Source organism: Streptomyces sp. NPDC004266, from assembly GCF_042874095.1.
Taxonomy (GTDB): domain Bacteria; phylum Actinomycetota; class Actinomycetes; order Streptomycetales; family Streptomycetaceae; genus Streptomyces.
The window spans coordinates 374648-401283 of the sequence record NZ_JBIAMM010000007.1 but is presented as its reverse complement, the minus strand read 5'-3'; the positions used below and the strand labels follow the sequence as shown (position 1 = coordinate 401283).

General features: G+C 73.5%; 28 protein-coding genes. 16 read left to right on the top strand and 12 right to left on the bottom strand.

Going from position 1 to position 26636, the window contains the following annotated elements; translation table 11 throughout:
* Positions 1-71 precede the first annotated feature (71 nt).
* Complete coding sequence (locus tag ACFYUZ_RS19895) at positions 72-878, top strand: SAM-dependent methyltransferase (protein WP_389310933.1); 807 nt, start codon at positions 72-74, stop codon at positions 876-878.
* Between the two features lie 58 nt (positions 879-936).
* On the opposite strand, the gene ACFYUZ_RS19890 is transcribed toward ACFYUZ_RS19895, so the two are convergent.
* Complete coding sequence (locus ACFYUZ_RS19890; RefSeq protein WP_389310932.1) at positions 937-2826, bottom strand: M64 family metallopeptidase; 1890 nt, start codon at positions 2824-2826, stop codon at positions 937-939.
* A gap of 73 nt (positions 2827-2899) precedes the next feature.
* Positions 2900-4243 carry a 6-phospho-beta-glucosidase gene (locus ACFYUZ_RS19885; protein WP_389310930.1) on the bottom strand — a complete coding sequence of 448 codons (1344 nt, stop codon included), beginning with the start codon at positions 4241-4243 and terminating at the stop codon, positions 2900-2902.
* 114 nt (positions 4244-4357) lie between these two features.
* Between ACFYUZ_RS19885 and ACFYUZ_RS19880 the strand changes: the two genes are divergently transcribed.
* Both ACFYUZ_RS19880 and ACFYUZ_RS19875 read left to right on the top strand, forming a co-directional pair.
* Positions 4358-4822: a YchJ family protein gene (locus ACFYUZ_RS19880; protein ID WP_389310928.1), complete on the top strand. Its 465-nt coding sequence runs from the start codon at positions 4358-4360 to the stop codon at positions 4820-4822.
* 291 nt (positions 4823-5113) lie between these two features.
* A complete protein-coding gene (locus ACFYUZ_RS19875; RefSeq protein WP_389310926.1) occupies positions 5114-5581 on the top strand; it encodes a hypothetical protein in 468 nt (155 codons plus the stop codon).
* A 19-nt stretch (positions 5582-5600) separates the two neighbouring features.
* Here the strand turns inward: ACFYUZ_RS19875 and ACFYUZ_RS19870 are convergent, their stop codons facing one another.
* The 3 genes from ACFYUZ_RS19870 to ACFYUZ_RS19860 form a co-directional block, all read right to left on the bottom strand.
* Positions 5601-7694 (bottom strand): MDR family MFS transporter, encoded by a 2094-nt coding sequence (locus ACFYUZ_RS19870; RefSeq protein ID WP_389310924.1) that lies wholly within the window; start codon positions 7692-7694, stop codon positions 5601-5603.
* An 86-nt stretch (positions 7695-7780) separates the two neighbouring features.
* A complete protein-coding gene (locus ACFYUZ_RS19865; RefSeq protein ID WP_221518607.1) occupies positions 7781-7975 on the bottom strand; it encodes a hypothetical protein in 195 nt (64 codons plus the stop codon).
* Between the two features lie 379 nt (positions 7976-8354).
* Positions 8355-9413 (bottom strand): ATP-dependent DNA ligase, encoded by a 1059-nt coding sequence (locus ACFYUZ_RS19860; RefSeq protein WP_389310922.1) that lies wholly within the window; start codon positions 9411-9413, stop codon positions 8355-8357.
* Between the two features lie 52 nt (positions 9414-9465).
* On the opposite strand from ACFYUZ_RS19860, the gene ligD reads away from it, so the two are divergent.
* Together ligD and ACFYUZ_RS19850 are read left to right on the top strand one after the other, a co-directional pair.
* The gene (gene ligD / locus ACFYUZ_RS19855) at positions 9466-10494 is read left to right on the top strand and encodes a non-homologous end-joining DNA ligase (protein WP_389310920.1); all 1029 of its coding nucleotides are present in this window, start codon (positions 9466-9468) and stop codon (positions 10492-10494) included.
* A 116-nt stretch (positions 10495-10610) separates the two neighbouring features.
* On the top strand, positions 10611-11510 hold the full coding sequence (locus tag ACFYUZ_RS19850) for an alpha/beta hydrolase (RefSeq protein ID WP_389310918.1): 900 nt from the start codon (positions 10611-10613) through the stop codon (positions 11508-11510).
* A gap of 132 nt (positions 11511-11642) precedes the next feature.
* On the opposite strand, the gene ACFYUZ_RS19845 is transcribed toward ACFYUZ_RS19850, so the two are convergent.
* Both ACFYUZ_RS19845 and ACFYUZ_RS19840 read right to left on the bottom strand, forming a co-directional pair.
* On the bottom strand, positions 11643-12305 hold the full coding sequence (locus ACFYUZ_RS19845; protein WP_389310916.1) for a TetR/AcrR family transcriptional regulator: 663 nt from the start codon (positions 12303-12305) through the stop codon (positions 11643-11645).
* A gap of 55 nt (positions 12306-12360) precedes the next feature.
* A complete protein-coding gene (locus ACFYUZ_RS19840) occupies positions 12361-13155 on the bottom strand; it encodes an IclR family transcriptional regulator (RefSeq protein ID WP_389310914.1) in 795 nt (264 codons plus the stop codon).
* A 496-nt stretch (positions 13156-13651) separates the two neighbouring features.
* Between ACFYUZ_RS19840 and ACFYUZ_RS19835 the strand changes: the two genes are divergently transcribed.
* The 7 genes from ACFYUZ_RS19835 to ACFYUZ_RS19805 are packed head-to-tail and all read left to right on the top strand — an operon-like array spanning position 13652 to position 19602.
* Entirely contained in the window at positions 13652-14716 is a 1065-nt protein-coding gene (locus tag ACFYUZ_RS19835; RefSeq protein WP_389310912.1) for an ABC transporter substrate-binding protein, read from the top strand.
* Between the two features lie 45 nt (positions 14717-14761).
* A complete protein-coding gene (locus tag ACFYUZ_RS19830; RefSeq protein ID WP_389310910.1) occupies positions 14762-15775 on the top strand; it encodes an ABC transporter substrate-binding protein in 1014 nt (337 codons plus the stop codon).
* On the top strand, positions 15772-16617 hold the full coding sequence (locus tag ACFYUZ_RS19825; RefSeq protein WP_389310908.1) for an ABC transporter permease: 846 nt from the start codon (positions 15772-15774) through the stop codon (positions 16615-16617). Before ACFYUZ_RS19830 ends, ACFYUZ_RS19825 begins: the two co-directional genes overlap by 4 nt.
* The gene (locus tag ACFYUZ_RS19820; RefSeq protein WP_389310906.1) at positions 16614-17357 is read left to right on the top strand and encodes an ABC transporter ATP-binding protein; all 744 of its coding nucleotides are present in this window, start codon (positions 16614-16616) and stop codon (positions 17355-17357) included. The genes ACFYUZ_RS19825 and ACFYUZ_RS19820 overlap by 4 nt, the downstream gene beginning before the upstream one ends.
* Positions 17354-18217 carry an ABC transporter substrate-binding protein gene (locus tag ACFYUZ_RS19815; protein WP_389310904.1) on the top strand — a complete coding sequence of 288 codons (864 nt, stop codon included), beginning with the start codon at positions 17354-17356 and terminating at the stop codon, positions 18215-18217. Before ACFYUZ_RS19820 ends, ACFYUZ_RS19815 begins: the two co-directional genes overlap by 4 nt.
* 4 nt (positions 18218-18221) lie before the next feature.
* Positions 18222-19304 (top strand): LLM class flavin-dependent oxidoreductase, encoded by a 1083-nt coding sequence (locus ACFYUZ_RS19810; protein WP_389310902.1) that lies wholly within the window; start codon positions 18222-18224, stop codon positions 19302-19304.
* Between the two features lie 46 nt (positions 19305-19350).
* A complete protein-coding gene (locus ACFYUZ_RS19805) occupies positions 19351-19602 on the top strand; it encodes a WhiB family transcriptional regulator (RefSeq protein ID WP_030686652.1) in 252 nt (83 codons plus the stop codon).
* Positions 19603-19612: 10 nt separating this feature from the next.
* On the opposite strand, the gene ACFYUZ_RS19800 is transcribed toward ACFYUZ_RS19805, so the two are convergent.
* The 4 genes from ACFYUZ_RS19800 to ACFYUZ_RS19785 all read right to left on the bottom strand — a co-directional run bounded on the left by ACFYUZ_RS19800 (position 19613) and on the right by ACFYUZ_RS19785 (position 23727).
* Positions 19613-20587 (bottom strand): acyl-ACP desaturase, encoded by a 975-nt coding sequence (locus ACFYUZ_RS19800; RefSeq protein WP_389310900.1) that lies wholly within the window; start codon positions 20585-20587, stop codon positions 19613-19615.
* A gap of 230 nt (positions 20588-20817) precedes the next feature.
* Complete coding sequence (locus tag ACFYUZ_RS19795) at positions 20818-22464, bottom strand: ABC-F family ATP-binding cassette domain-containing protein (RefSeq protein WP_389310898.1); 1647 nt, start codon at positions 22462-22464, stop codon at positions 20818-20820.
* Positions 22465-22709: 245 nt separating this feature from the next.
* Positions 22710-23126 (bottom strand): SsgA family sporulation/cell division regulator, encoded by a 417-nt coding sequence (locus tag ACFYUZ_RS19790; RefSeq protein WP_229313581.1) that lies wholly within the window; start codon positions 23124-23126, stop codon positions 22710-22712.
* A 130-nt stretch (positions 23127-23256) separates the two neighbouring features.
* Entirely contained in the window at positions 23257-23727 is a 471-nt protein-coding gene (locus ACFYUZ_RS19785; RefSeq protein WP_389310896.1) for a (4Fe-4S)-binding protein, read from the bottom strand.
* A gap of 106 nt (positions 23728-23833) precedes the next feature.
* On the opposite strand from ACFYUZ_RS19785, the gene ACFYUZ_RS19780 reads away from it, so the two are divergent.
* The gene (locus ACFYUZ_RS19780) at positions 23834-24895 is read left to right on the top strand and encodes a WD40/YVTN/BNR-like repeat-containing protein (RefSeq protein WP_389311022.1); all 1062 of its coding nucleotides are present in this window, start codon (positions 23834-23836) and stop codon (positions 24893-24895) included.
* Here ACFYUZ_RS19780 and ACFYUZ_RS19775 read toward each other — a convergent pair.
* Positions 24892-25191 (bottom strand): YciI family protein, encoded by a 300-nt coding sequence (locus ACFYUZ_RS19775; protein ID WP_389310894.1) that lies wholly within the window; start codon positions 25189-25191, stop codon positions 24892-24894. The genes ACFYUZ_RS19780 and ACFYUZ_RS19775 overlap by 4 nt on opposite strands.
* Before the next feature lie 117 nt (positions 25192-25308).
* Between ACFYUZ_RS19775 and ACFYUZ_RS19770 the strand changes: the two genes are divergently transcribed.
* The 3 genes from ACFYUZ_RS19770 to ACFYUZ_RS19760 all read left to right on the top strand — a co-directional run bounded on the left by ACFYUZ_RS19770 (position 25309) and on the right by ACFYUZ_RS19760 (position 26560).
* Complete coding sequence (locus tag ACFYUZ_RS19770; protein ID WP_389310892.1) at positions 25309-26013, top strand: endonuclease V; 705 nt, start codon at positions 25309-25311, stop codon at positions 26011-26013.
* Positions 26014-26075: 62 nt separating this feature from the next.
* On the top strand, positions 26076-26195 hold the full coding sequence (gene mmpA, locus ACFYUZ_RS19765; protein ID WP_389310890.1) for a morphogenic membrane protein MmpA: 120 nt from the start codon (positions 26076-26078) through the stop codon (positions 26193-26195).
* Positions 26192-26560: a VOC family protein gene (locus ACFYUZ_RS19760; RefSeq protein WP_389310888.1), complete on the top strand. Its 369-nt coding sequence runs from the start codon at positions 26192-26194 to the stop codon at positions 26558-26560. Before mmpA ends, ACFYUZ_RS19760 begins: the two co-directional genes overlap by 4 nt.
* Positions 26561-26636 lie beyond the last annotated feature (76 nt).

Below are 26636 nucleotides of genomic sequence, written 5' to 3'. Positions count from 1 at the left end.
CTTCCGTCCCAGCCCTACCATCGCGTAACTCTTGTAGCAGCGCCACCCGTTCATCCCGACCAGGAGAGCCGATGACCCAGGAACCCGCAGCCGTACGGATCGACACCAGCAAGCCGCATCCGGCGCGCATGTACGACTGGTTCCTGGGCGGCAAGGACAACTACCCGGTCGACGAGGCGATGGCGCGCCAGCTGCTCACCGTCGACGCCCGGGGCCGGGACATGGCCCGCGTCAACCGGGCCTTCATGCACCGCGCCATCCGCTGGCTCAGCGCCCACGGCGTCCGTCAGTACCTGGACGTCGGCACGGGCATCCCGACCGAGCCCAACCTGCACCAGATCGCGCAGGAGGCCGCGCCGGAGTCCCGCATCGTCTACTGCGACAACGACCCGATCGTGCTCGCGCACGCGGCCGCCCTGCTGCGCTCGACCCCGGAGGGGGCCACCGAGTACATCCAGGCGGACGCCCGCGAGCCCGAGGTCATCCTCGAAAGGGCCGGAAAGGTCCTTGATTTCGACCAGCCCATCGCGCTGTCGATGCTCGCCCTGCTGCACTTCGTGGGGGACGAGGACGGCGCGTACGAACTGGTCTCCAAGATCGTCGAGAAGCTCGCGCCGGGCAGCTACCTGGTGCTCTCGCACGTCACCGGGGACTTCAACCCCGAGGGCGCGGCGCAGGCCGCCGCCATGTACAAGGCGCGCGGGCTGACCCTGCGGCCCCGCTCGCGCGACGAGCTGGCCGCGTTCTTCGACGGCCTCGAGTTCGTCGAGCCCGGGGTCTCGCTCACCGCCGAGTGGCACCCGGAGCTGGGCGAGCCCGTCCCGGTCCAGGGCGACGACCCCATCCCGGGGTGGGCCGCGGTGGCCCGCAAGCCCTGACCCGGTCCGTACGCGAAGGGGGCCCGCCGGCGATGCCGGCGGGCCCCCTTCCGTCCTGCTACGGCTTCACCAGCGTCACCAGGAAGCTCCGCGCCGGGCCGATGTTCCCGGCCGCGTCGATCGTCCGGTGCTCGACGGTGTGCGTGCCGTGGTCCGGGGTCGCGTCGTCCCACGGCACCGCCCGGCTCCGGCCCAGCTTCCCGTACACCAGGTCGTCGATCACCGTGCCGCCCGGCGAGAAGCGGAAGGGCGCGGAGGCGTCCGTCGGCCAGCCGTAGTACGTGTACCAGCCGTCGCCGTCGACCCGGAACTGGCTCACCACCGCACCCTCCTGGTCGTCCCGCGCGGTCAGCCGCATCGTGAACGGCCCGTCGTAGACGTACTCCACCGGCCGCCCGGGACGCCGTACCGTCCGCAGCGGCTCGGACAGTTCGTACGCGGACGCGGCCGGGCGGGCGTCCACCGTCCAGCTCAACTCCTCGTCCGTGCCCGCGAGACGGGCCGTGAGGGTGTGCGTCCCGGGCGCGATCCGCAGCCGACGCAGGTCCAGGTCACGGTCGTCGCGGTCGGCCGTCGCGACCGGCCGCCCGTCCAGCCGCCAGCGCACGGCGGGGGTGCCGTCCACCGCGTGGGTGGTCTCCGCGTGGACGACGCTCCGGGCGCCGACGGGGGACCCGGTCGGGGTGTGGCCGGTGAAGCCGGGAACCCCCGGGCCCCGTACGGTCGTCAGCGACGGGTCCACCGTCCAGCTGACGCTCCGGGTGAGCGCCGCCGAGGCGCGGACCGCCGGGTCGCGGACGAAGGGCGTCGGGTCGGTGACCGTCGCCGTCAGGGTGTGCGTCCCGGGGGAGACCTGCAGCCTCCGCAGGTCGACGGTGCGGGCGCCGCGGGTGTCGAGGCTCCGCCCGTCCAGCTTCCAGGTCACGGCGAGCGCGCCGCCCACCGGGTGCAGGGTGTCCACCCACACCGTGCGGTCCGCCCCGATCGGCGCCGTGTCCGGGGTGTGGTCCTGGACCAGGTTCACCTTCGCCGAGATCGCCCGGACCATCACCTCGCGCTCCACCTGGTCGAAGGCGTAGCCGAGGGTCTTCATGAGGGAGTGCCGGCTCGGGCGCCAGACGCCCTTCGTGCTGTACATCCCGCCCTCGTGGCGGCCGATGACCCCGCCGGACTCGCTCTCCTCGCCGAGCCAGCGCCACCACTTGGCCCGCCGCTCCCGCATCTGCTCCTCCGTCAGGAGCGTGTGGTGGGCGGAGGACGGCTCGGGTCCCTCGTAGGTCCCGCCCGGGACCCCGCGCGCGTAGTAGTCGTACTCGTCCTGGAGGCCGCCGAGCGAATGCCCTATCTCGTGCGGGGTGATGAGCGAGGAGAGCGCGTTGCCGCCGGAGGCCGTGGCGTAGCCGCCGCCCGCGCCGCCGTAGGTGTCGCTGTGGGCGAGGGCGACGATCTGCCGGTTGGCGCGGCCGGTGCCGGGGACGAGGTCGGCGAGCGCGGCGGCCTTCCGGCCGTCGACGGTGAGCAGCCGCTGCACGCTGTCCGGGTCGCAGCCGCCCCAGAAGCCCATGTCGAGCGCCGTGTCACGGGCGGGGGCGGTGAGACCCGGGTCGCAGTCCACGCCGGACTCCGCCGAGGGGACCTCCACCGCCCACACGTTGACGTACGAGCGGTACGAGGCGAAGGGCTCGATGGACCACAGGGTGTTGAGGTGCCGCTCCAGGTCCGCCCGGAAGGCCGGCATCTCCGCCGCGGTGTAGCCGTCGCCCATGAAGACCAGGTTGAACCGCTTGTCGGCGGGCCCGGTGGTCTGCACGGGGACGACGACCGGCCCCTCGCCGGACGTGGGCGTCCCGGCCGCCGCCTGCGTGGTTCCCACCAGGCCGGCGGCCAGCAGACAGACCGCGGCGAGCCGGGCCACGGCACGCCGAACTCCCTTGCGCTGTGAGGTCATGGGGCGCGAGCCTAGGCCGCGCCCCCTGCCTCGTAAAGGCGTTCGTCAGCCGTCCGTTCGTCGGCCGGCCATCTCAGTTTCGCAGCCAGGCCAGTCCCGGGTGCTCCGCCGTGTAGCCCTCCACGAGACGGCGGGCCACCGCCACCGAGTCCACCAGCGGGTGCAGCGCGAAGGCCTTGACGGCCGTCGCCCGCGAGCCGCTCTCCACGGCGGCGAGGACCTCGCGCTCCACCGCCTTCACGGCGGTCACCAGACCGACGGCGTGGTACGGCAGCGGGTCCACCGACACCGGGTGGGCGCCGTTCGCGTCCACGACGCACGGCACCTCGATCACCGCGTCCGCGTCGAGCACCGAGAGCGTCGAGCCGTTGCGCACGTTGAGGATCAGCGTGGTCCGCTCGTCCCGGGCGATCGCCCGCATGAGCGCGAGCGCCACCTTCTCGTAGCCGCCCGACTCCAGGTCCTCCTCGTCGCGCTCCCCGATCCCGGCTGCCTCCCGGTTGGCCGCCATGTAGGTGGCCTCGCGGTCGGCGAGCGTGCGGTGCCAGGCGTCGAGCGCGGGGGTGTCGGGCTTTCCCATCTCCTGGTAGAACGCGCCCTGCTGGTCGCGCAGATAGGCGCCGCGCGTCCGCTCGGCCGCCCGGTAGGCCTGGACCGCCTCCCGGTTGAAGTAGTAGTAGTGCAGGTACTCGTTGGGGACGGCGCCGAGCGAGCGCAGCCACTCCGGGCCGAAGAGCCGCCCCTCCTCGAAGGAGCCGAGCGCCTCCTCGTCGGCGAGCAGCCGCGGCAGCACGTCCCGGCCGCCGACCCGCAGTCCCCGCAGCCAGCCCAGGTGGTTGAGGCCCACGTAGTCGATCCAGGCCTCGTCCGGGTTCGCGCCCAGGACGCGGGCGACCCGGCGGCCGAGGCCCACGGGGGAGTCGCAGATGCCGACGACCCGGTCGCCGAGCACCCGGGACATCGCCTCCGTGACCAGCCCGGCCGGGTTGGTGAAGTTGATGACCCAGGCGTCGGGGGCGAGTTCGGCGATCCTCCGGGCGATCCGTACCGCCACGGGCACGGTCCGCAGCCCGTACGCGATGCCGCCCGCCCCCACCGTCTCCTGGCCGAGCACGTCCTCGGCGAGCGCGATCCGCTCGTCGGCGGCCCGCCCCTCCAGACCGCCGACCCGGATCGCCGAGAACACGAAGTCCGCGCCGCGCAGCGCCTCGTCCAGGTCCGTCGTCGCCGTCACCGCCGGCGCGCCCGGCACCCCCTCCGCCTGGTCCGCGAGGACCCGCGCGATGGCCGAGAGCCGCGCCTCGTCGAGGTCGTGCAGGGTGACGTGGGTGACCCGCCCCTCGGCGTGGTCGCCGAGCAGGGCGCCGTACACCAGCGGCACCCGGAATCCGCCGCCTCCGAGAATCGTCAGTTTCATGGTCGTACGCTACTCGGACGAGCCTTCTGAGCAGCGGGATTCGAGGCCTTCGTCCACGAGGACGTCCACATGCCGGGCGGCCGTCCCGCGCGAGGGGTGGGGGACAATGGCTCCATGTCCCGACGCAAGACCCGCCCCCGCACCTCCCCGGCCCCCCGTACGGCTGCGGCCGCCCCCGCGCCCGCCGTGACCGCGGACTCGCCCTGCCCCTGCGGGCTCGACGCCGTGTACGGCGCGTGCTGCGGCCGGTTCCACTCGGGCACCGGCGGTACGGCGCCCACCGCCGAGCTCCTCATGCGCTCCCGCTACTGCGCCTTCGTCGTCCGCGACGAGGCCTATCTGCTGCGCACCTGGGCGCCGGAGACCCGGCCGGGCGAGGTCGACTTCGACCCCGGGACGCGCTGGGCCGGCCTGGAGATCGAGGGGACCACCGACGGCACCGCCTTCCACCAGCACGGCACCGTCACCTTCACGGCCCGCTACGTCCACGGCGGCGAGGCCGGTTCCCTCCACGAGCGGAGCCGTTTCGCCCGCCACGAGGGCGCGTGGGTGTACGTGGACGGAGACTTCCTCGACTAGGACGTGCCCGGCCGTTCCTGCGCGTCTCACCTGAGGAGGGCCCCGCCGCCGTGCGCCCGACCGGGGAAGCCGCACGATTTGCCGCTCTTCCGGGGCCGTCATTAGACTGATCGAGGGAATGTGAGGCTCCGGCTGGACCCCCCGCCACTCGATGGTCCCCGGTCCCCCGGTCCGCCGTGGCGAGCCCCGAGTTCACAAGGGCCGCAAAAACGGGTTCGGCGTCCCCTCTTCTGACGCCCTCATGTCCGGACTCGGTGCACCACCGACTCCATCGATCCACGAGGAACGCACATGGGTATCCTCGCTCTCTCGCATCCGCGCCGCCGGCGGCCCGCGACCGCCGCTGCGGCGACCTTCATGGCAGCCGCGATCGGCCTCGCCGTTCCTGGTGCGGCATCGGCGCACGCGACACCCGCGGGCGCTCACACGCTGGTCTCCGCGGCGAATTGCGCGCCCACCCCGCCATGGGTGTCGACCTACGCCTTCGACGGTGACCTGAAGCTCCAGGGCGGCTGTTTCACCATCGGCGGTCGGGTCTACGTCATGGTGAAGCTCAACAACGGAACGCTGTACTTCAAGAGGTGGGTGACGGCACGTGACCATCCCTTCCTCGCCGGAGGATGGGTCAACGTCAATACACGACTCCACGCTCCCTGCGCCGGCGCGAGCAACGGGTACGCGCGCGGATACGACCAGACCACGGGAAAGTGGTCGGCCAGGTTCCCCGTGACGATCTGCACGCCCTTCGACAACGGCTGACGCGTGGGCGGGCGGTGGCTCAGCGCGCGCCCGCGCCCGCCGGCACCCGTTCCCTCGGGAGCCCGCTCGCGAGGTCCTCGGCGACGATCCGCTTGGCGATGGCGTCCGTCGCCACCCGCAGCTCGGGCCCGCTGGGCCGGCCGCGCTCCTGCGCGACGACGTCGGAGAGCCACTCGCCCCAGGCGTGGGTGATGACGTCCGCCTCGCGCCTGCCCGCCGGCGTGTGGGAGAGCAGATTGCCGTCGCGGGTGAGGAAGCCCTCGTCGACCATCCGGTCGAAGACCGGCAGCAGCACCTCGGGCGGCACCCGCCGGCCGGCCGAGATCAGGCCGAGGCTCGCGTGCCCGACCGTCCGCGTGAAGAGTTCGACCTGCATCACCGCCCAGGCCCCGGCCGTGTCGAGCCGGGTGTCGGACGCGGCGACGATCCTGCGGGCCGTCTCGTAGTCGGTGCGCCGCAGGATCCGGCCGACGACCAGTTCGAGGAGCTTCTCCGAGTCGCCGGACATGGTGGGGGAGCCGAAGCCCTCGCCCATGTCGGGGGCGGCGGAGCGGGCCGAGTCGCGCAGCTCCACCTGCTTGAGGAAGAGGGCGACGACGAAGCCGACGGCCGCGACCGGCACCGTCCAGAGGAAGACGGTCTGGAGGGTGTCCGCGTACGCCCGGACGATCGGCTCGGCGATCCGGTCCGGGAGGGCGTGCAGGCCGGCCGGGCTCTGCGCGGCCTGCGCGATCCCGGCCGGGTTCACGCCGAGGCGCCTGGCGACGGCGGCGGACTCGACGACCCCGCTGGTGAGGTTGGGCCGGAGGGAGTTGGCGTAGATCGTGCCGAAGACGGCCGTGCCGAAGGAGCTGCCGAGGGTGCGGAAGAAGGTGACGCCGGAGGTGGCGGTGCCGAGGTCGGCGTAGTCGACGGTGTTCTGCACGGCGATGGTCAGGACCTGCATGCACAGGCCGATGCCGGTGCCGAGGACGAACATGTACAGCGATTCCAGCCAGGTGCCGGTGTCCGGCCCCATGAGGGAGAGCAGGAAGAGGCCGACGCCCATCACCAGACACCCGACGATGGGGAAGATCCGGTACCGGCCGGTCTTGCTGACGACGTTGCCGCTGAAGATCGAGGCGATGAGCAGGCCGATGACCATGGGCAGGGTGCGGATGCCGGACATGGTCGCCGACTCCCCGTCGACGTACTGCAGATAGGTGGGCAGGAAGGTCATCGCGCCGAGCATGGCGAAGCCGACCACGAAGCTGAGCACGGAGCAGACGGTGAAGACCGGGTTCCGGAACAGCCGCATGGGCAGCATGGGCTGGACCGCCCGGGTCTCGACCCAGCAGAACAGGGCCAGGGCGACGAGACCGCCCGCGAAGAGCCCGATGATGACGGGGGAGCCCCAGGCGTACTCGTTGCCGCCCCAACTGGTCGCCAGGATCAGGGCGCTGGAGCCGACGGCGACGAACGCGATGCCCGCGTAGTCGATGACCGGCCGGGTCGCGGAGCGCACCGAGGGGATCGAGCGGGCGGCGGCGATGACGACGAGGACCGCGATGGGGACGTTGACGTAGAAGGCCCAGCGCCAGCTGAGGTGGTCGGTGAACAGACCGCCGAGGAGCGGGCCGATGACGGTCGAGACGCCGAAGACCGCCCCGATCGCGCCCTGGTACTTGCCGCGGTCGCGCAGGGGGATCACATCGGCGATGAGCGCCATCGAGGTGACCATCAGGCCGCCGGCGCCGACGCCCTGGAGGCCGCGCCAGACGATCAGCAGCGTCATGTTGGTGGCGAGTCCGCAGAGGAACGAGCCGGTGATGAAGACGACCGCGGAGATCTGGAAGATCACCTTGCGGCCGAAGAGGTCGCCGAACTTGCCGACGAGGACGGTCGCGACCGTCTCCGCCAGCAGGTACGAGGTGACCACCCAGGACATGTGGGCGGCGCCGCCGAGGTCCGAGACGATCGTGGGCAGGGCTGTGCCGACGATCGTCTGGTCGAGGGCGGCGAGGAGGACACCCAGCATGATCGTGCCGAAGACGATGTTGCGGCGGCGGCTGTCGAGCACGGGCGGCTCGGTGGCGGCCGGGGGCGCGGGCGCTGCGTCGCTGGTCGTGGTCACCCTCGCAGCGTCACACCGCCGCCGTCCTCACGCATGCGGGGGACGGCCGGAGGGGTGTACCCGTCAGGGCCGGAAGGGCGCGGCCGTCAGGGGGTGACGGGCAGTCGGGGGTGGTGCTTGGCGAGGATCTTGTTGGCCCGCGCCAGGGCGGCGAGCGCGTGCTCGCGGTCCGCCCGGTCCTCCGCGCACAGCGGTCCCCGGAAGCGGTACACCTCGCGCGCCGCGCAGTCCGCGTCGACCTCGGCCTGGAGGACGTGCAGCGGCAGGCAGGCGCCGATCATCGCGGCCACGCTGTCGGGGATCGGGACGGGAACGAGGCGCGAGGGCGAGGTGATCACGGGTCAGTCCTAGTCGGTCCGGGGAGGGTACGGAAGGGTCTCCCCTCCATACGTACCGGATGGCCGTACGGGTTCCGGCACGGTGGTGTCACGGCCGGGCGACGGCGGAACGGGCCACCGGGGGAGCGGGCGGGTCGAGCGGTGCGGCGCCGGTGGCCGACGGCCGGGGCGTTCCCGCAGGTACGGGGCCGGGCGGCGGCCGCCGTGTCGCGCGCCGTCTCCGCGCGCCGCCCGGAGACCCGGGACGGGCGCGGGCGGTCGGGGCATGCCGAATGTGTGGCATCTCACGTTGCGCCCGGCCGGGTCTCCGGAAGGGGGGCGCCTACGCGAAGATCTCCGCCAGGTCGTACGAGACGGGTTCCCTCAGCTGTCCGTAGCCGCAGGACTCCGGCGTCCGGTCCGGGCGCCACCGTTTGAACTGGGCGGTGTGGCGGAAGCGGTCCCCCTCCATGTGGTCGTAGCCGACCTCGCAGACCCGCTCCGGCCGCAGGGCCACCCACGAGAGGTCCCTCCCGCCCGACCAGCGGCTGGGAGCGCCCGGAAGCCGGGCCTCCTCGTGCGCGGCCTCGTCCGTCCACGCCGCCCACGGGTGCCCGTCGGAGGGGTCCGTCCGGAGCGGCTCCAGCTCCTCCACGAGCTCGGCGCGGCGGGCGGCGGTGAAGGCCGCGCACACCCCCACGTGCTGGAGGGCGCCCTGCTCGTCGTACAGGCCGAGCAGCAGCGAGCCGACGACGGGCCCGTTCTTGTGGAAGCGGTATCCGGCCACGACGACGTCGGCCGTCCGCTCGTGCTTGACCTTGTACATGAGGCGGGCGTCCGGTCGGTACGCCAGGTCGAGCGGCTTGGCGATCACCCCGTCGAGGCCGGCGCCCTCGTACTGCTCGAACCAGCGCGCCGCGAGCTCGGGATCCCGGGTCGCGGGGGCCAGGTGGACGGGCGCGTCGGCTCCGGCGAGGGCCCGCTCCAGGGCCGCCCGGCGCTCGCTCAGCGGGGTGTCGAGCAGCGAGTCGTCCCCGAGGGCGAGCAGGTCGAAGGCGATGAACCGGGCCGGGGCGGTCTCGGCGAGCAGGCGGACCCGGGAGGCCGCCGGATGGATCCGCTCCGCGAGCCGGTCGAAGTCGAGGCGGCCGTCGTGCTCGACGACGATCTCCCCGTCGACGACGCAGCGCTCCGGCAGCCGGGCCGTCAACGCCTCGACCAGCTCGGGGAAGTAGCGGGTGAGCGGCTTGCCCGTCCGGCTGCCGATGACGAGCTCCGGCCCGTCCCGGTGCACGATCGCGCGGAAGCCGTCCCACTTGGCCTCGTACTGCATCCCGGGCGGGATCCGCTTCACGGGCTTGGCCAGCATCGGTTTCACGGGCGGCATCACCGGAAGATCCATGGGGAGATTGTCTGGTATGCGGCACTTGTCGGCGAGCCCTAGGCTGACCGGCATGGCAGGCAAGGCGGCAGCGGTGGAACTGGAAGTCGGCGACCGGACCGTACGGGTCTCCAGCCCCGACAAGGTGTACTTCCCGGAGTCCGGCTACACCAAGCTGGACCTGGTCCGGTACTACCTGGCCGTGGGCGACGGCATCACCCGCGCCCTGCGGAACCGCCCCACCACCCTGGAGCGCTGGCCCGACGGGGTGGCCGGCGAGTCCTTCTTCCAGAAGCACGCCCCGAAGAACCTCCCGGACTGGATCCCGACGGCCCGCATCACCTTCCCCAGCGGCCGGACGGCCGACGAGGTGTGCCCCACCGAGCCGGCGGCCGTGCTCTGGGCGGCCAACCTCGGCGCCGTCACCTTCCACCCCTGGCCGGTGCGCCGGGACGACACCGACCGTCCCGACGAGCTCCGCATCGACCTCGACCCCCAGCCGGGCACGGACTACGCCGACGCCGTCCGCGCCGCCCACGAGCTGCGCGCGGTCCTCGACGAGCACGGACTGCGCGGCTGGCCGAAGACCTCCGGCGGCCGGGGCCTCCACGTCTTCGTCCCCATCCTTCCCGAGTGGACGTTCACCCAGGTCAGGCGGGCGGCGATCGCCTGCGGCCGGGAGCTGGAGCGGCGGATGCCGGACCGGGTCACGACGAGGTGGTGGAAGGAGGAGCGCGGTGAGCGGATCTTCGTCGACTACAACCAGATGGCCCGGGACCGCACGATGGCCTCCGCCTACTCCGTGCGCCCCCGGTCGAACGCCCCCGTCTCGGCGCCGCTGAGGTGGGAGGAGATCGGCGAGGCCGTGCCGCGGGACTTCGACATCAGGACGATGCCGGCCCGGTACGCGGAGGTCGGCGACGTCCACGCCGACATGGACGAGGAGCGGTTCGGCCTGGAGTCGCTGCTCGAACTGGCCCGGCGGGACGAGGCGGAACGCGGCCTGGGCGACCTGCCGTATCCGCCGGAGTACCCGAAGATGCCGGGCGAGCCCAGGCGGGTGCAGCCGAGCCGGGCGAAGAAGGGGGCCGAGGAGGGGTAGGGGCGGAGGGCCGGGACGCTCCCGGGCGGGCGTCACCGGCCCTCTGGCTCCGTTTCGAAACAACACGAACGGTCGTGCTAATATTTTTTCCTCCAGGACGACCGAGGAGATCCGGCATGTACCCGATGGCTCCGCTCATCCGCACCGCCCTGAACACCACCGCGCGCCTCGCGCCGGGCCCGGCCGGCCGCTGGGCCTTCCACCTCTTCGTCCGGCCGCTCGGCAGGGCCCGGCTCCGGCCCGGCGAGGCCGCGCTCCTCGCGGGCGCGCGCACCGACCGCCTCCGCGTCCGCGGCAAGGAGGTCGTCACGTACGCCTGGGGCGACGGCCGGCGGCCCGTCCTGCTCGTCCACGGCTGGTCCTCCCGCGCCTCGCGGCTCGGCGCCTTCGCCGAGGAGCTCCTCGCGCGGGGATACAGCCCGGTCGCCTTCGACGCGCCCGGCCACGGCGACTCCTCCGGCAGGGCGAGCAACATCGTCGAATACCGGGAGATCATCCGGGAGCTGCACGCCCGGCACGGCGACTTCGAGGCCGTCGTCGCCCACTCGTTCGGCGTCCTCGCCTCCCTCTTCGCCCTCCGCGACGGCGTCCGCACCTCCCGCTTCGTGGGCCTCGGCGGCGTCGGCTCCTTCGACATGGTCCTGGAGGGCTTCCGGGCGGGGCTCGGCCTGGACGAGCGGGTGATGCGGGCCATGCGCGCGTACGTCGAGCGACGGCTCGTCCCCGGCGAGCCCGGTCTCTGGGAGCGCTTCGGCGCCGACCACGCCCCGGACGAACTCGGCGCGCCCGTCCTGCTGTTCCACGACGAGGGCGACGACATGGTGCCCCTGGCCCAGGCGCGGTTCCTCGCCGGGGTCCACGGCGAGCGGGCCCGGCTCGTCGTCACCCGGGGCCTCGGCCACCGCCGCATCCTCGCGGACCCCGGGGTCGTGGCCGAGGCGGTGGGGTTCGCGACGGCGGGCTCCGCCACGGCACGGACGGCCGGCACGCGCGAGGGCGTCGCCTCGACGGCGTAGGGGGAGGGGGCGCCCGCCGAGGGCCGTCGGGGCGTCCGGTCGGGCCGGGGCGCTCGGTCCGGATCGGTCCGGTCGGTCCGGGTCGGTTCGATCAGGCCGGTGGGTCCGGTCGGTCGGTCGGGCCGGGTCCGGTCAGGCCGGGTCGGCGAGCGCCGCCCGGCCCCTGTCCGTGGCCGAGGCGAGCAGGCGGGCCGTGATGCCCCGCTCGGCGCGGGCGTACGAGCCGGGGTCGCCGAACAGCACGGACCGGGCGTTGGCCGCCTCCATGAGGGCGATCACCTCGAAGGCCAGCTGTTCCACGTCCAGGTCCTCGACGAACTCCCCGGCGGCGCGCGCCTCCGTCAGGGCCCCTTCCACGTACGCGGTCCAGTCGCGGCGGGCACCGGCGACGGCGTCGTGCACGGGACCCGTGCGGGCGTCGAACTCGGCCGAGACCGCGTAGAAGAAGCAGCCGCCCGCGAAGACCCGCTCCGCGGAGTACGCGAGCCAGTTCCGGCACAGCTCGCGCACCCGCCGCGCGCCCGGCGGAAGCTCCTTCAGCGGGGCGACCACGCGGTCGGCGAAGACGGCGACGGCGGCCCTGACGGTGGCGAGCTGGAGCTCCTCCTTGGAGCCGAAGAGGGCGAAGACACCGCTCTTGCTCAGCTCCAGCTCGGTCGCGATCCGTCCCAGGGACAGGCCTTCGAGCCCCTCGACCGAGGCGATGTCCATCGTCCGGCCGAGGACGAGGCGCCGCGTCTGGTTGCCCCGCTCGACGCGCCCGTCCGTCTTGGTCCCGGTGCCGCTTCCGCTCATCACCCCATCGTACTGAACGCACGACCGTGCGGATACTTTCGCGCGGCACCGGGCACTACCCGACCCGCTCTCCCGGCTGCCGCCGCTCCGCCGGGGCGAGCAACAGCACCTCCAGGGCCCGCGCGCAGGCCCGCGCCTGCGCCAGGTACCAGTCGAGGCGCGCGTCGGTGATCAGCTCGGGGGTCCCCCGCACCGCGAGCGCGAACCGCGCGTACCCCGTGCGCTCCAGGACCGGTACGGCCACGGTCCGCACCCCGAGAGCCGACTCGCCGTCGTTCAGCGCGTACCCCGCCTCCCGTACGCGCGCCAGCTCGGCTGCCAGGGCGGGCGGTTCGACGATGGTCCGCTCCGTGAACGCGTACAGCGGGGGCAGGGAGTGCGGGCCCGCCTCGCCCGCCCGGGGCCATGCGAGCAGCACCTTCCCGAGCGCCGTCGAGTGCAGCGGCCGGCGCAGTCCCACCTTCGGGGTCACCGACCCGCCCGCCACGATCACCGCGTGCGGGCCGCTGCGCAGCGCCAGGTCGGCCGTCGCGCCGGTCCGTTCGGCCAGATCGGACAGCTCGGGAGCCGCCAGGTGCAGCCCCCGCTGGTGGTACGAGAGCCGGCCCAGCTCCGTCATCGCCGGACCGAGCCGGTAGCGCGCGGTCCGGGCGTCCTGCTCCAGGAAGCCCGCGCCGAGCAGGGTGCGGGCCAGCCGGTGCGCCGTCGAGGTGGAGAGCCCGAGCCTGCGCGCGAGGTCGGAGGCGCTCAGGTCGGGTCCGTTGTCGTGGAAACAGTGCAGCACGTCCAGTGCGCGGCGGACCGCCTGGGCGCCCGCCGGGGGTCGGACGATGCCGGCCTCGGTCGTCATAGGGCTCGTCATAGGGTTCGCTCCCCGTGGGTGATCGGGCTCCCACGCTCCCACATGGCGGGAGCCGAATCGGGCCCCGGGCGGGGTCGGAAACACTCCGTTCATGCGCAATCCCACATCATGGGAGCCGAGTTGTGGGCGACGGAGCGGCCGTGGCAAGGTTCCGGCCAGGACAGCCCAGCGGCAGCGACCCGGAAGGAGCCGGCAGGCGATGAACGCACGACACGTACCGCTCGCCCTCACCCGGCGCCGCCACATCGACCTGGCACGCGTCACCGGCACCGGCTGTCGCTGACCCCGGGCCTCCGCCGACGCGCCGTGCCGTAGCTTTCGCGCCACGCCGTCGGCGCCACACGCACCTCATGCGCCGAGAGCGCCGCACGCCCACGCCCGCCGGTCCTCCACCGGTCCGCAGGCCTGCCCCTCTCCTCCTCCTTCTGCCCCTTTCGCTTCCGGCCGCGCCCCGCCGCCGTCTCCCGACCCACCACACCCCGGGATGCCCTCCATGACGTACGCCCGCGTTCCCGACGCGCTCTGGTTCACCCGCTGCCCCGTCCCCACCGCCACCGGCGTCGCCGCCGACCGGGGCTGGCTGGCCGAGGAGTTCGCCCCGGACGGCATCGCCGTCCGCTCGCTCCAGGACTCCGACCCCGGCGCCGACCGCGCCACCCACTTCACCCACGCCCTGCCCGGGCTCTTCCGCGAGGGCGGCAACGTGCCCGCGCTGTGGGCCCGTTCGCGCGGCGAGCGGACCCGGCTCGTCGGGCTCACCTGGATCGAGGAGCGCCAGGTGGTGCTCGTCGCCCCCGGCTCCCCGGTGCGCGGGGCCGCCGCCCTGCGCGGACTCCGGCTCGCCGTGCCCCGCCACTCCGTGCCCATCGACTTCTGGCGGGCGATGGCCCTGCGCGGCTTCGAGGGCGCCCTCGCCTCGGCGGGGTACGGCCTCGACGACGCCGTCCTCGTCGACGTACCGGCCGACGGTCATCAGGGGCAGTGGGCTGCCGGGCTCGACGCCCTGCGCCGGGGCGCGGTCGACGCCGTCTACGTGAAGGGGGCCCTCGCCGTCGAGGCGGCGCGGCGTGCCGGTGCCGAGGTGGCCGTCGAGCTGGACGACCTGCCCGACCCCGCGCACCGCGTCAACAACGGCACCCCGCGCCCCCTCACCGTCCACCAGGACCTCCTGGACGCACACCCCGAGCTCGTCGCGCGCTTCCTCTCCGTACTGCTCCGCGCCGCCGACTGGGCCGCCGGCGAGCCCGCCGAGGTGGCCCGGATCCTCGGCGCCGAGACCGGCGCGGGCGCCGAGGGCGTCGCCGGCGCCTACCGGCCCGGCACCCACCGCACCCTCCACCCGGACCTGTCCGGCACCCGCCTCGACCTGCTCGCCCGGCAGGAGGAGGCCCTGCGCGCCCACGGCTTCCTGCCCGAGGCCGTGGACGTACGGGCCTGGGCCGACCAGGAGCCCCTGCGCCGCGCCCGCCTGATCGCGGCCGCCGCCGCACCGACGGCGCCCGCGCCGGAACCGCCCGCGCCGGAACCGTCCGCGCAGCCCGTCCCGTAACACCACCCGCCCCGCACGCCCCTCGATCCCCGGAGGACGACCGCCATGCGCCCACTGACCACCCCGCTCGCCGCTCTGGCGGCCCTCGCCGCCCTCACCACCCTCACCGCCTGCGGCGGCGCGGCCGACGGCGGCGAAGCGAAGGGGAGGAAGAGCGGGGAGGGAACGGTCACCGTTCGCATCCCCGACCCCGGCAACGCGGGCGTCCTCGCCCGGGGCAAGAAGGACGGCAGCCTCGACAAGGCCCTCGCCGCCGTCGGTGCCAAGGTCGCCTGGACCGGCAGCGCCGGGCCCTTCGCCCCGGCCGCCCAGGCGATGAACGCCGATCAGCTCGACATCGCGACCGGCTCCATCACCTCCGGCATCACCTCCCTCTCCCAGAGCCCCGGCTTCGTCTTCTTCACCGCCACCGACCCCGACCCCGTCGGCGAGGGCATCCTCGTCCGCGAGGGCTCGGACATCACCTCCGTCCAGGACCTCGTCGGCCGCAAGGTCGCCGTGAACAAGGGCGGCACCGGCGAGTACCTGCTCCTCAAGGCGCTCGCCAAGGCCGGGATCCCCGCCGACAAGGTCGAGCGCGTCTATCTGCGCCCCGACCAGACCGCCGCCGTCTTCAACGCCGGACAGGTCGACGCCTGGGCCGTCTGGTCCACGTACGCCGTCGCCGAGATCGGCACCGGCAAGGCCCGGTTCGTCGCCGACGGCACCGCCATCGGCTCCGACAACTACAGCCTCAACGCCGTCCGTACGGGCTTCGCCAAGGAGCACCCCGAGATCGTCAAGGCGCTCTACGCCTACCTCCACGAGCACAGCGCCGAGGAGAAGAAGGACCCGGCCGCCTACCTCAATGTCTTCACCGACGCCGGCCCCACCGCCCTCGACGGCAAGGCCAAGGACGTCCAGATCGCCTTCACCGCCAAGGGCGGGACGGTCGACCCCATCGGCCCCGAGGACGTCAAGCGCTTCGAGACCGTGGCCCGGTTCTACGCCGACCAGAAGGTCACCCCGGGCAAGGTCGACATCGCCGCCCACCTCCTCGACGTCGAGAAGCTGTCATGACGGCCGCCACCGACGAAGGGGAGCGCACGGACGGACTGGTCACCCCGCGCCCACCCGTCCGCCGCGCCCGCCCCCGCACCTACGTCGTCACCGTCCGCGCCCTCGGCCCCGTCGCCCTGCTCGCCCTCTGGTGGGCCTCCTCCGCCACCGGCCTCCTGACCCCCGACGTCCTCGCCTCGCCCCCGCAGGTCCTCGACGCCGTAGGGGAGCTGTGGGGCAACGGGCAGCTGCCCGACGCGCTCGCCACCTCCCTCACCCGCTCCGGCCTCGGCCTCGTCATCGGTCTCGCCGCCGGACTGGTCCTCGGCATCACCACCGGCTTCACCCGCCTCGGCGACGAACTCCTCGACTCCTCACTCCAGACCCTCCGCACCATCCCCTTCCTCTCCCTCGTCCCCCTCTTCATGGTCTGGTTCGGGATCAACGAGACGGCGAAGATCCTGCTCATCGCCGTCGCCACCACCTTCCCCATGTACGTCTCCACCACCGGTGGCGTCCGCGACACCGACCGCAAGCTCGTCGAGGCCATGCGCAGCTTCGGCCTCGGCCGGCTCGCGATCGTCCACCAGGTCGTCCTGCCCGGCGCGCTGCCCTCGCTCCTCGCCGGACTGCGGCTGTCCATGACGCTCAGCGTCATCGCGCTGATCGCCGCCGAGGAGATCAACGCCACCGAGGGCATCGGCTATCTGATGTCCCAGGCCCAGAGCTACGCCCGCACCGACATCCTCGCCGTCTGCATCCTCGTCTACGGACTCCTCGGCCTCACCGCCGACGTGTTCGTCCGCGGCCTGGAGCGGATCCTCATGCCCTGGCGCACCGCCGGACCGGGAGGGACCACATGACCGCCGTACGCGTACGGGGACTGCGCCGGGTCTTCGGCGACCGCGCCGTCCTCGACGGTCTCGACCTCACCATCGGACGCGGCGAGTTCGTCGCCCTCCTCGGTGCCAGCGGCAGCGGCAAGACCACCCTGCTGCGCATCCTCGGCGCCCTCGACGGAGCCGACGGGGGAGAGGCCCTGGTCCCCGCCGTCCGCACCATCGTCTTCCAGGAACCCCGGCTCATCCCCTCCAAGAAGGTCCTAGCGAACGTCACCGTCGGACTGCCGCGCGGCGCGGAGACCCGGGAGACCGGTCTGCGGGCGCTCGCCGAGGTCGGCCTGGAGCGGCACGCCGAGGCCTGGCCGGCGACCCTCTCCGGCGGCGAGGCCCAGCGCGCGGCCCTGGCGAGGGCCCTGGTCCGCGAGCCCGAACTCCTTCTGCTCGACGAGCCGTTCGCCGCGCTCGACGCGCTGACCCGGCTCCGCATGCAGGACCTGGTCGGCGAACTGCGCCGGATCCACCGGCCGGCCGTCCTGCTCGTCACCCACGACGTCGACGAGGCCGTACGCCTCGCCGACCGGGTGGCCGTCCTGCGCGACGGGCGACTCGTCACCGACGAAACCGTGACCGTGCCCCGCCCCCGCGACCCCGGCGACCCGGCCTTCGTGGCCCTGCGCCGCCGCCTCCTCGCCGACCTCGGCGTCCACGCCCCCGAGGAACCGTCCACCACCGCCCCGTCCCTCGAAGGAGTCTCCGCATGACCGTCGTCATCGGTGTCCACCGCAGCAACCCCTCCCTCTACCACCTCTCCCGCCTCGGCTACGCGGAGGAGGAGCTCGCCGCCCTCGGCGAGACCGTGACCTGGCACCCGTACACGGACGGGGTCCGCACCGGCGCCCACCTCGCCGAGGGCACCATCGACTTCGGCGGCACCGGCTCCACCCCGCCGGTCACCGCGCAGGCCGCGGGCCACGACATCGTCTACACGGCCGTCTCCGCGCCCCGCCCCGACCACGGCGCCCTCCTCGTCACCGAGGACAGCCCGGTCCGCACCGTCGCCGACCTCAAGGGCGGCACCGTCCACCTCGCCGTCGGCTCCTGGCAGACGCACCTCGTCGCCAAGGCCCTGGACGACGCCGGACTCTCGTACGCCACCGACATCACCCCCGTCCGCGCGGACGGGGACAGCGAGGCGAAGCTGCGCGCCGGGGAGGTCACCGCCTGGGTCGCCCAGGGGGCCGAGCTCGCCGCCGCCCGCCGCACCGGTGGCCTGCGGACCCTGATCCGTACCGGCGAGGTCATCAGCGACCGGTCCGTCTTCTTCACCCGCCGCGACCTGGCCGAGCAGCGGCCCGAGCTCGTCGAGGCGCTCATCCGGGCGCTGCGGCGCGCCGACGCGTGGGCCGCAGCGCACCCGCGCGAGGCCGCCGAGCTCGCCGCCGCCGACCAGGGCGGCACGGTCGAGGACTGGGAGACCGCGCTGAAGGCCCTGCCCTGGACCGTCGAGGAGGTCACGGAGGAGTTCATCGCCGAGCAGCAGCAGGCCGCCGACATCTTCCACCGCACCGGATTCGTCGACCGCGCGATCACCGTCGCCGACGCCCTGCCCCGAAAGGCCTGACCCGATGACGCACCCCGCACCCGAAGTCCTCTGGTACGTCATCCCGCGCGAAGGCGCCTATCCGTGGGAGCCGGAGGGCCGCCGCTCCGTCGACCTCGGCTATCTCACCCAGCTCGCCGGCACGGTCGAACGCCTCGGCTTCACCGGCGCGCTGCTCGCCACCGACCTGTACGACGTGTGGCCGCTCGGCTCCGCGCTCGCGTCCTCCACCAGCACCCGCTTCAAGCCGCTGCTCGCCGTCCACCCGGGCCTGATCTCCCCGACCCTGCTGGCCAAGATGGCGCTGAGCTTCGACAACCTCTTCGGCGGCAGGCTCCGGTTCAACGTCGTCAACGGATCGACGAACTCCCTGCGGGAGTACGGCCTGCACGTCGAGCACGACGAGCGGTACGAACTGAGCGCCGAGTACTGGTCGATCGTCAAGCGCCTCACGGCCGGCGAGGTCTTCGACCACAAGGGCCGCTTCTACGACCTCAGGAACGCCGGCGCGTCCTTCCGTGACCTGCGCCCCGTCCAGGCGCCGCACGTGCCGCTCTGGTTCGGCGGTTCCTCGGCGCCCGGCATCGAGATGGCCGCCGAGCACGTCGACGTCTACCTCACCTGGGGCGAGCCCCCGCACCTGCTGAAGGAGAAGCTCGACCACGTCCGGGCCCGGGCCGCCGCCCACGGCCGCACCCTCCGCATCGGCCTGCGGCTCCACCTGATCGTCCGGGACACCGAGGACGAGGCCTGGGCCGCGGCCGACCGGCTCCTGGACGTCACCAGCGAGGCGACCTACGCCCGGCAGCTCGGCGACCGCGCGGGCGAGGACGGCGTCGGCTGGCAGCGCCAGTTCCGCCAGCACGGCGGCAAGGTGCCCGCCCGGGCGCGCGAACTGGAGACCCACCCGAATCTCTGGCCCGGCATGAGCCTCTTCCGCCCCGGCCCCGGCACGGCCGTCGTCGGCTCCACGGCCCAGGTCGTGGAGCGGCTCAAGGAGTACCAGGACCTGGGAGTGGACACCTTCATCCTGTCCGGGAACCCGCTCCTGGAGGAGGCGTACCGGGTGGCCGAGACGGTGCTTCCGGCGCTGGGTATACGCCATTGATCGAACGTTGATGGCGCGTTTACGGCCCTTGGGCAAGCTGTCGGTCATGCAGACGGATACCGACGTGCTCACCGCCCCCGACCTCTCCTGGCGCGAGAACGCCCTGTGCGCCCAGGCCGGCCCGGAGTTCTTCTTCCCGGCCCCCGGCTCCTCGACGCGCGAGGCGAAGCAGCTGTGCGGGGCGTGCGAGGGGCGCCTGGCGTGCCTGGAGTACGCCCTCACCCACGACGAGCGGTTCGGGGTGTGGGGCGGGCTCTCCGAGAAGGAGCGCGGGCGGCTCAAGCGACGGAGCCGCTGAGCCGCCGGGCTCAGCCGGCCGCGCGCGCGGCCATCCGGGCCTTGCGGGCCGCGAGCTTCTCGTCGAACTTGCTCGCCTCGCTGTCCAGCCCGTTCATGTAGAGCCCCAGCTCCTCCTGGGCGCGCAGGCCGTCCGGGCCGAGGCCCTCGATCTGGAGGACCTTGAGGAAGCGCAGGACGGGCTGGAGGACGTCGTCGTGGTGGATGCGCATGTTGTAGATCTCGCCGATCGCCATCTGCGCGGCCGCCCGCTCGAAGCCCGGCATGCCGTGTCCGGGCATCCGGAAGTTGACCACGACGTCCCGCACGGCCTGCATGGTCAGGTCGGGGGCGAGCTCGAAGGCCGCGCCCAGCAGGTTGCGGTAGAAGACCATGTGCAGGTTCTCGTCGGTGGCGATGCGGGCGAGCATCCGGTCGCAGACCGGGTCGCCGGACTGGTGGCCGGTGTTGCGGTGCGAGATGCGCGTGGCGAGCTCCTGGAAGGCCACGTACGCGACGGAGTGCAGCATCGAGTGCCGGTTGTCGGACTCGAAGCCCTCGCTCATGTGCGCCATCCGGAACTGCTCCAGCTTGTCCGGGTCGACGGCGCGGGAGGCGAGCAGGTAGTCGCGCATCACGATGCCGTGCCGGCCCTCCTCGGCGGTCCAGCGGTGCACCCAGGTGCCCCAGGCGCCGTCGCGGCCGAAGAGGCTGGCGATCTCGTGGTGGTAGCTCGGGAGGTTGTCCTCGGTGAGCAGGTTGACGACGAGCGCGATCTTGCCGATCTCGGTGACCTTGGACTGCGACGGCTCCCAGGCCTCGCCGTCCTCGAAGAAGCCGGGGAAGTTCCGGGCGTCGGACCACGGAACGTACTCGTGCGGCATCCAGTCCTTGGTGACCTTCAGGTGCCGGTTGAGCTCCTTCTCCACGACCTCTTCCAGCGCGTAGAGCAACCGTGCGTCGGTCCACTCCGCCGAGCTGCCGAGAGAGGGGGAGGTGAGCGTCACGGGAACTCCTGGGATGGGGGACGGGGAGGGCATACGGGTATACCTACGGATTCGTAGGTTACGAGACCGTAGGTTAAGCCTCCGTAAGGCGTCGGCCAAGCCCGTCCCGGCGATGTCCGGTTACGTTCCGTTATGCGCGCAGCTCCGGCGGGGCGCCGGAGACGCAGGTCACGTGCCGGTCGGCCGCCGGGGACCCGGCGGCCGACTACACAGCGCAGACGCCCGACGGCTCAGAGCAGGGGCTGCGGGGCCGCCCCCCTGACCTCCTCCGCCGTCGTCGGCCGCAGCCCGCCGTCGAGCAGCAGCCAGCGGGTGATCCCCAGCGACTCGAGGAACGCCACGTCGTGGCTCGCCACGATCAGCGCCCCCTCGTAGGCCTCCAGGGCCGCCGTCAGCTTCCGCACCGACGCCATGTCCAGGTTGTTCGTCGGCTCGTCCAGCATCAGCAGCTGCGGAGCCGGCTCCGCGAGGAGCAGCGCGGCGAGCGTCGCCCGGAACCGCTCCCCGCCCGACAGGGTGCCGACGGGCTGATCCGCCCGCGCCCCGCGGAACAGGAACCGGGCGAGGCGCGCCCTGATCGTGTTCGCCGTCGCCTCGGGCGCGAAGCGCGCCACGTTCTCCACCACGCTCAGCCCGTCGTCGAGCACGTCGAGCCGCTGCGGCAGGAAGCGCAGCGGCACCCGCGCGTCCGTCTCGCCCGCCAGCGGCTCCAGCTCCCCGGCGATCGTCCGGAGCAGCGTCGTCTTCCCGGCGCCGTTCCGGCCGACCAGGGCGATCCGCTCCGGGCCCCGCAGCTCGAACGCCCCGTCGACCCGGGCCCCGTGGCGCAGCTCCAGGTCCCGCAGGTGCAGCACCTCGCGGCCCGGCGGCACCGAGGTGCGGGGCAGCTCGACACGGATCTCGTCGTCGTCCCGTACCGCCTCCACCGCCGCGTCGAGCCGCTCCCGCGCCTCCGAGAGGCGCTCGGCGTGCAGGGTGCGCTGCTTGCCGGCCGTGACCTGGGCGTTCCTCTTGTTGCTGTTGGCCACGAGCTTGGAGGCGACCCTGTTCTCGAAGCTCTTCTGCCCGTACCGCCTGCGGCGCGCCGACTTCACCTGGCTGTCGGCGAGTTCGCGCTTCTGGCGCTGCACGTCGGCCTCGGCGACCCGCACCATCCGCTCCGCCGCCTCCTGTTCGGCGGCGAGCGCCGTCTCGTACGCGGTCCAGTTGCCGCCGTACCAGGCGACCTCGCCGTCGCGCAGATCGGCGATCTGGTCGACCCGCTCCAGGAGTTCCCGGTCGTGGCTGACCACGACCAGGACCCCCGACCACTTCTCCACCGCCTCGTACAGCCGGGCGCGGGCGTGCAGGTCCAGGTTGTTGGTGGGCTCGTCGAGCAGCAGCACGTCGGGCCGGGCGAGCAGCAGCGCGGCGAGGCGCAGCAGCACGGACTCGCCGCCCGAGATCTCGCCCACGGTCCGGTCCAGGCCGACCCGGTCGAGTCCGAGCTGGTCGAGGACGGCCCGGGCCCGCTCCTCGATGTCCCAGTCGTCGCCGAGGGCGGTGAAGCGCTCCTCCGCGGCGTCGCCCGCCTCGATGGCGTGCAGGGCGGCCCGCTTGCCGGCGATGCCGAGGATCTCGTCCACCCGCCGCGAGGTGTCCAGGACCAGGTTCTGCGGGAGGTGTCCGAGCTCGCCGGTGACCCGGACGGTGCCGGACGCGGGCGTCAGTTCGCCCGCGATCAGCTTCAGGAGCGTGGACTTGCCGGAGCCGTTGAGCCCGACGAGCCCGGTGCGGCCGGGGCCGACCGAGAGCCGGAAGTCGTCGAGGACCTCGGTGCCGTCGGGCCAGGAGAAGGAGAGTGCGGAACAGGTGATGAAGGTGGGGTGATGCGCCATGGAGGCCTCCCGGTCGCGCGAGCGTGGAAAGGGGCAACGCGAGGAGACACCGGGGCGCGGGCAGTGTGGAGAACGGCTCGTACGCCGAGGTCGAGAACGGCACGACGCGGCACAGGGGGCACGCGCGGCTCGGTGTCTCGCAACCTCAGACGAGCAACGTCCTTCTCCGATCGGGCGACGACAAGGTCGGTACGGACCGTACGGCCCGGACCGGGAGGCCCGCAAACGATTTACGGGGCGGGTCCTCAGGGATGCTCGCGGAGCAGCTCCGCGAGGTCCTGGTCCCAGTCCAGGTACTGGTGCTCGCGCCCCGCCGGCACCAGGTGCTGCGAGCGCTCCAGGAAGAGGCGCAGCTCGGAGGTCCGCACGTGGACCATGGCCACCCCCTCCGGGGCGTGGAACTCGACCACCGTGCGGTCGTAGCCGTACGGCCGCAGCCGCACGTCTCCGACCCCGGCCGGGCGCTCGACCCCCTGCACGAGCAGTTCGCGCGCGAAGGCCCAGGAGACCTCGACGCCCTCCAGGGTCGCCGGCGGCGGGAAGGCCATGCTCACGGCGTACGGATCCTCCCGGTCGTACCGCAGCGTGGCGGGGACGGTCTCCATCCGGGGAGCGGACGCGACCAGACGGGCCTGCACGGCCTGCTCGATGACGGCGGACAAGACCGGCTCCTCTCACGCGGGCTTCGGATCCTGTGCGTCTCCCCGACACCAGGGCACCTGACACCCTTCAAGACGAGCGGCACGGCCGGAACGTGCACTCGGGTCCCACGTGAGCTGCGTCACCGAGCGGTCAGCGCTCCTCGGGGGCGTCGTCGTCCGGCTCGGCGCAGGGACCGGAGTGGTCGCAGTACGGCTGGTTCCCGGAGGCCCCGCAGCCGCAGAGCATCACCCGCGTCTCGTGCCGGTCGCCGTGGGTGCCGGTCACGACGAGGTCGCCCCGCACCACCAGCTGCCCGGCGGGCGTGCGCCGGACCGTGGTCGGGGAGTCCGGGGGCTCGGCGACGGCGTCCTCGGGGCGGTGGTGGTACTGGAGCGCGCCGGAGGGGCAGCGCCGGACGACCTCCGCGACCCGGGCGGGGTCCGCGGCGTCGGGCAGCACCCACGGGCGCCGGGACAGGTCGAAGACCTCCGGCAGGCCGTGGACGCACTCGGCCGCGTGCAGACAGCGGCGCGGTTCGAAGGTGACGGTGATGCCCTCGCCCTCGTACTCCTTGAGCCTCGGCTTCTCGTCGCCCGTCCGCTCGCTCGTACGGTCGGTCATGCGACCCAGCCTAGGAACGCCCGGCCGAGGACGCACCCTGGACGGGGACCCGCCCGGGGCACTAGTTTCCGGCGCCATGACGTCCATGGGGAAGACGAGACGAACGATGGCGGTGGGGCTGATCGGGGCGGCGCTCGCGCTGACCCTGGCCGCCCCGGCGCGGGCCGGGGAGACCCCCACGGCAGCGGCCGGCTGGGAGCTGACACCGACCGGCACCGACGCCCGCTTCCGGGGGCTCGCGCCGGTCGACCGCCGGACCGCGTGGGCCGCGGGTTCGAAGGGGACGGTGCTGCGCACCACCGACGGCGGCCGGAGCTGGCGAAACGTGTCGCCGGCCGGCGCGGGCGACCTGGAGTTCCGCGACGTCGAGGCCTTCGACGCCCGCCGGGCCGTCGTCCTCGCCATCGGCGAGGGCGAGGCCTCCCGGGTCCTGCGCACCGAGGACGGCGGCGCCACCTGGACCGAGTCCTTCCGGAACACCGACCCGCGGGCCTTCTACGACTGCATGACCTTCTTCGACCACCGGCACGGACTCGCCATGAGCGACCCGGTCGACGGGAAGTACCGCATCCTCTCCACCCGCGACGGCGGCCGCTCCTGGCAGGTCCTGCCGAGCGCCGGGATGCCGGACGCGCTCCCCGGCGAGGCGGGCTTCGCCGCGAGCGGCCAGTGCCTCGTGTCGGCCGGCCCCCGGGACGTGTGGCTCGCGACGGGCGGCGGCGCCACCGCGCGCGTGCTGCACTCCGCCGACCGGGGACTGACCTGGACCGCCACGGAGACGCCGATCCCGGCCGGCGACCCGGCCCGCGGCGTCTTCGGGCTCGCCTTCCGCGACCGCGCGCACGGCATCGCCGTCGGCGGCGACTACCGCAAGGACCAGCCGTCGCCGCGGGCCGGCGCGGTCAGCACCGACGGGGGCCGCACCTGGCACGGCTCGGCCACCCCGCCGCCCGCCTACCGCTCCGGCGTCGCCTGGCTCCCGCACGGCAAGGCGGCCGCGCTCGCCGTCGGCCCGACCGGCACCGACCTCACCACCGACGGGGGCCGCACCTGGCGCACGGTCGACACCGGCTCGTACGACACGGTCGACTGCACCCCGGACGGCTCCTGCTGGGCCTCCGGCGAGAAGGGCCGCATCGCCCGCCTGGTCAGGAAGGACAGGCCCTAGGCGGGCAGCTCCTCCCGGTACGCGGCGATCCCGTCGACCGTCTTGGTCGCGTAGAACTCCGTGATCCGGTACGCGCACACGCCCTCGACGCTGAACGGGTCGGCCGCCGCGATCTCCTCGATCTCCGCGCGGCCGACCCCGGCGGCCAGGATCACCCCGCCGTCCCGGGGGTTCTTCCGTCCCGACGCCAGGAACACGCCGGCGGCGTACTGCGCGTCGAGCCACTCCACGTGCGCGTCGAGCAGCGCGTCCACCCGCTCGACGGGCGCGGTGTAGGTCAATTCGAGTATGAACATGATCGCCAGGCTACCCGTGCCTCCCGGCGACCGTTCGGCCCGTCGGGAGAGGCGTACCCGGCGGCGGGCATCGCGGCCCTCGGCCACCGACCCCCGGGCGCCTAGGGTGGGCCCATCATGACGATCATCGAGATTCCGGCGGGCTGGCCCGCCGACGAGGACGCGGCGCGGGACGTGCAGCGGGAGCTGCGGGGGCGGCTCGTGCTGGGGGAGAGCGGGCCGCCGCCGGGGGAGGGGCACGTCACCGGCCTCGACGTGGCCTACGACGACGAGCGCGACCTCGTCGCCGCCGCGGCCGTCGTGCTCGACGCGCGCACCCTCGACGTGGTGGAGGAGGCCACGGCGGTCGGCCGGGTCTCCTTCCCGTACGTCCCCGGGCTCCTCGCCTTCCGCGAGATCCCGACCGTGCTCGCCGCGCTCGGCGCCCTGACCGCCGACCCCGGCCTGCTGGTCTGCGACGGCTACGGCCTCGCCCACCCCCGCCGCTTCGGCCTCGCCAGCCACCTCGGAGTGCTCACCGGGCGGCCGTCCATCGGCGTCGCCAAGAACCCCTTCACCTTCACGTACGACCGACCCGGCGGCGCGCGCGGCGACTCCGCGCCGCTCCTCGCCGACGGGGAGGAGGTCGGCAGGGCCCTGCGCACCCAGGCCGGCGTCAAACCCGTCTACGTCTCCGTGGGCCACCGCGTCTCCCTCGACAACGCCTGTGCCCACACCCTGTTCCTCTCCCCGCGCTACCGCGTGCCCGAGACCACCCGTCACGCCGACTCCCTCTGCCGCAAGGCGCTCAAGGAGGCACAGGACTCGCTCGGGACCGTCTGAGTATCCCGGGTGAGTACCCGTACGGATGCCCGTTGTCGGACCCCCACGGCAGAGTGGGGTCCATGACAGCTCGCGTTCCCGCACCCCGCGGTCTCACCGTCGCCCTCGCCGTCGCCGGGGTCTCCGCCCTCGCCTGGGCCTGCGCCGTCCTGTACGTCATCGCGGACTGGACGCTCGGATGATCGGACGCCTGCGCTGCGCCGTGCTCGACTGCCCGGACGCCCGCGAACTGGCCCTGTTCTACCAGGGTTTGCTGGGCGGAGAGGTCGAGTGCCCCGACCCGGCGCTCGCCGTCGGCGAGGGTTCCGCCGTGCTGTGCGACGAGGGCGGCCCGGTGCTCGCCTTCCAGAGCGTGGCCGACCACCGTCCGCCCGTCTGGGGCGCGCCCGAGCAGCAGTTCCACCTGGACGTACGGGTCGGGGACCCGGCCGCCGCCCACGAGGCCGTGCTCGCCCTCGGGGCCACCCCGCTCGACGGGGGCGATGCGCCCTCCTGGCGCGTCTACGCGGACCCGGCGGGCCACCCCTTCCGCCTCGTCCGGCACTGACCCGCCCCACGGCGCCGGCCCCGCCCCGCGGGACGGGGCCGGCGCCGTAACGCCGTCCGTTGGGCGGGCGGCGCGT

What these genes read in the sequence shown, in the direction of transcription:
- ACFYUZ_RS19875 (WP_389310926.1), top strand. Translation starts at nt 5,114, where the DNA reads ATGGGTATCCTCGCTCTCTCGCATCCGCGCCGCCGGCGGCCCGCGACC.
- ACFYUZ_RS19820 (WP_389310906.1), top strand. Translation starts at nt 16,614, where the DNA reads ATGACCGCCGTACGCGTACGGGGACTGCGCCGGGTCTTCGGCGACCGC.
- ACFYUZ_RS19885 (WP_389310930.1), bottom strand. Translation starts at nt 4,243, where the DNA reads ATGAAACTGACGATTCTCGGAGGCGGCGGATTCCGGGTGCCGCTGGTG.
- ACFYUZ_RS19865 (WP_221518607.1), bottom strand. Translation starts at nt 7,975, where the DNA reads ATGATCGGCGCCTGCCTGCCGCTGCACGTCCTCCAGGCCGAGGTCGAC.
- ACFYUZ_RS19810 (WP_389310902.1), top strand. Translation starts at nt 18,222, where the DNA reads ATGACGCACCCCGCACCCGAAGTCCTCTGGTACGTCATCCCGCGCGAA.
- ACFYUZ_RS19890 (WP_389310932.1), bottom strand. Translation starts at nt 2,826, where the DNA reads ATGACCTCACAGCGCAAGGGAGTTCGGCGTGCCGTGGCCCGGCTCGCC.
- ACFYUZ_RS19840 (WP_389310914.1), bottom strand. Translation starts at nt 13,155, where the DNA reads ATGACGACCGAGGCCGGCATCGTCCGACCCCCGGCGGGCGCCCAGGCG.
- ACFYUZ_RS19830 (WP_389310910.1), top strand. Translation starts at nt 14,762, where the DNA reads ATGCGCCCACTGACCACCCCGCTCGCCGCTCTGGCGGCCCTCGCCGCC.
- ACFYUZ_RS19850 (WP_389310918.1), top strand. Translation starts at nt 10,611, where the DNA reads ATGTACCCGATGGCTCCGCTCATCCGCACCGCCCTGAACACCACCGCG.
- ACFYUZ_RS19805 (WP_030686652.1), top strand. Translation starts at nt 19,351, where the DNA reads ATGCAGACGGATACCGACGTGCTCACCGCCCCCGACCTCTCCTGGCGC.
- ACFYUZ_RS19895 (WP_389310933.1), top strand. Translation starts at nt 72, where the DNA reads ATGACCCAGGAACCCGCAGCCGTACGGATCGACACCAGCAAGCCGCAT.
- ACFYUZ_RS19815 (WP_389310904.1), top strand. Translation starts at nt 17,354, where the DNA reads ATGACCGTCGTCATCGGTGTCCACCGCAGCAACCCCTCCCTCTACCAC.
- ACFYUZ_RS19760 (WP_389310888.1), top strand. Translation starts at nt 26,192, where the DNA reads ATGATCGGACGCCTGCGCTGCGCCGTGCTCGACTGCCCGGACGCCCGC.
- ACFYUZ_RS19825 (WP_389310908.1), top strand. Translation starts at nt 15,772, where the DNA reads ATGACGGCCGCCACCGACGAAGGGGAGCGCACGGACGGACTGGTCACC.
- ligD (WP_389310920.1), top strand. Translation starts at nt 9,466, where the DNA reads ATGGCAGGCAAGGCGGCAGCGGTGGAACTGGAAGTCGGCGACCGGACC.
- ACFYUZ_RS19780 (WP_389311022.1), top strand. Translation starts at nt 23,834, where the DNA reads ATGGCGGTGGGGCTGATCGGGGCGGCGCTCGCGCTGACCCTGGCCGCC.
- ACFYUZ_RS19845 (WP_389310916.1), bottom strand. Translation starts at nt 12,305, where the DNA reads ATGAGCGGAAGCGGCACCGGGACCAAGACGGACGGGCGCGTCGAGCGG.
- ACFYUZ_RS19835 (WP_389310912.1), top strand. Translation starts at nt 13,652, where the DNA reads ATGCCCTCCATGACGTACGCCCGCGTTCCCGACGCGCTCTGGTTCACC.
- ACFYUZ_RS19785 (WP_389310896.1), bottom strand. Translation starts at nt 23,727, where the DNA reads ATGACCGACCGTACGAGCGAGCGGACGGGCGACGAGAAGCCGAGGCTC.
- ACFYUZ_RS19775 (WP_389310894.1), bottom strand. Translation starts at nt 25,191, where the DNA reads ATGTTCATACTCGAATTGACCTACACCGCGCCCGTCGAGCGGGTGGAC.
- ACFYUZ_RS19795 (WP_389310898.1), bottom strand. Translation starts at nt 22,464, where the DNA reads ATGGCGCATCACCCCACCTTCATCACCTGTTCCGCACTCTCCTTCTCC.
- ACFYUZ_RS19880 (WP_389310928.1), top strand. Translation starts at nt 4,358, where the DNA reads ATGTCCCGACGCAAGACCCGCCCCCGCACCTCCCCGGCCCCCCGTACG.
- mmpA (WP_389310890.1), top strand. Translation starts at nt 26,076, where the DNA reads ATGACAGCTCGCGTTCCCGCACCCCGCGGTCTCACCGTCGCCCTCGCC.
- ACFYUZ_RS19860 (WP_389310922.1), bottom strand. Translation starts at nt 9,413, where the DNA reads ATGGATCTTCCGGTGATGCCGCCCGTGAAACCGATGCTGGCCAAGCCC.
- ACFYUZ_RS19770 (WP_389310892.1), top strand. Translation starts at nt 25,309, where the DNA reads ATGACGATCATCGAGATTCCGGCGGGCTGGCCCGCCGACGAGGACGCG.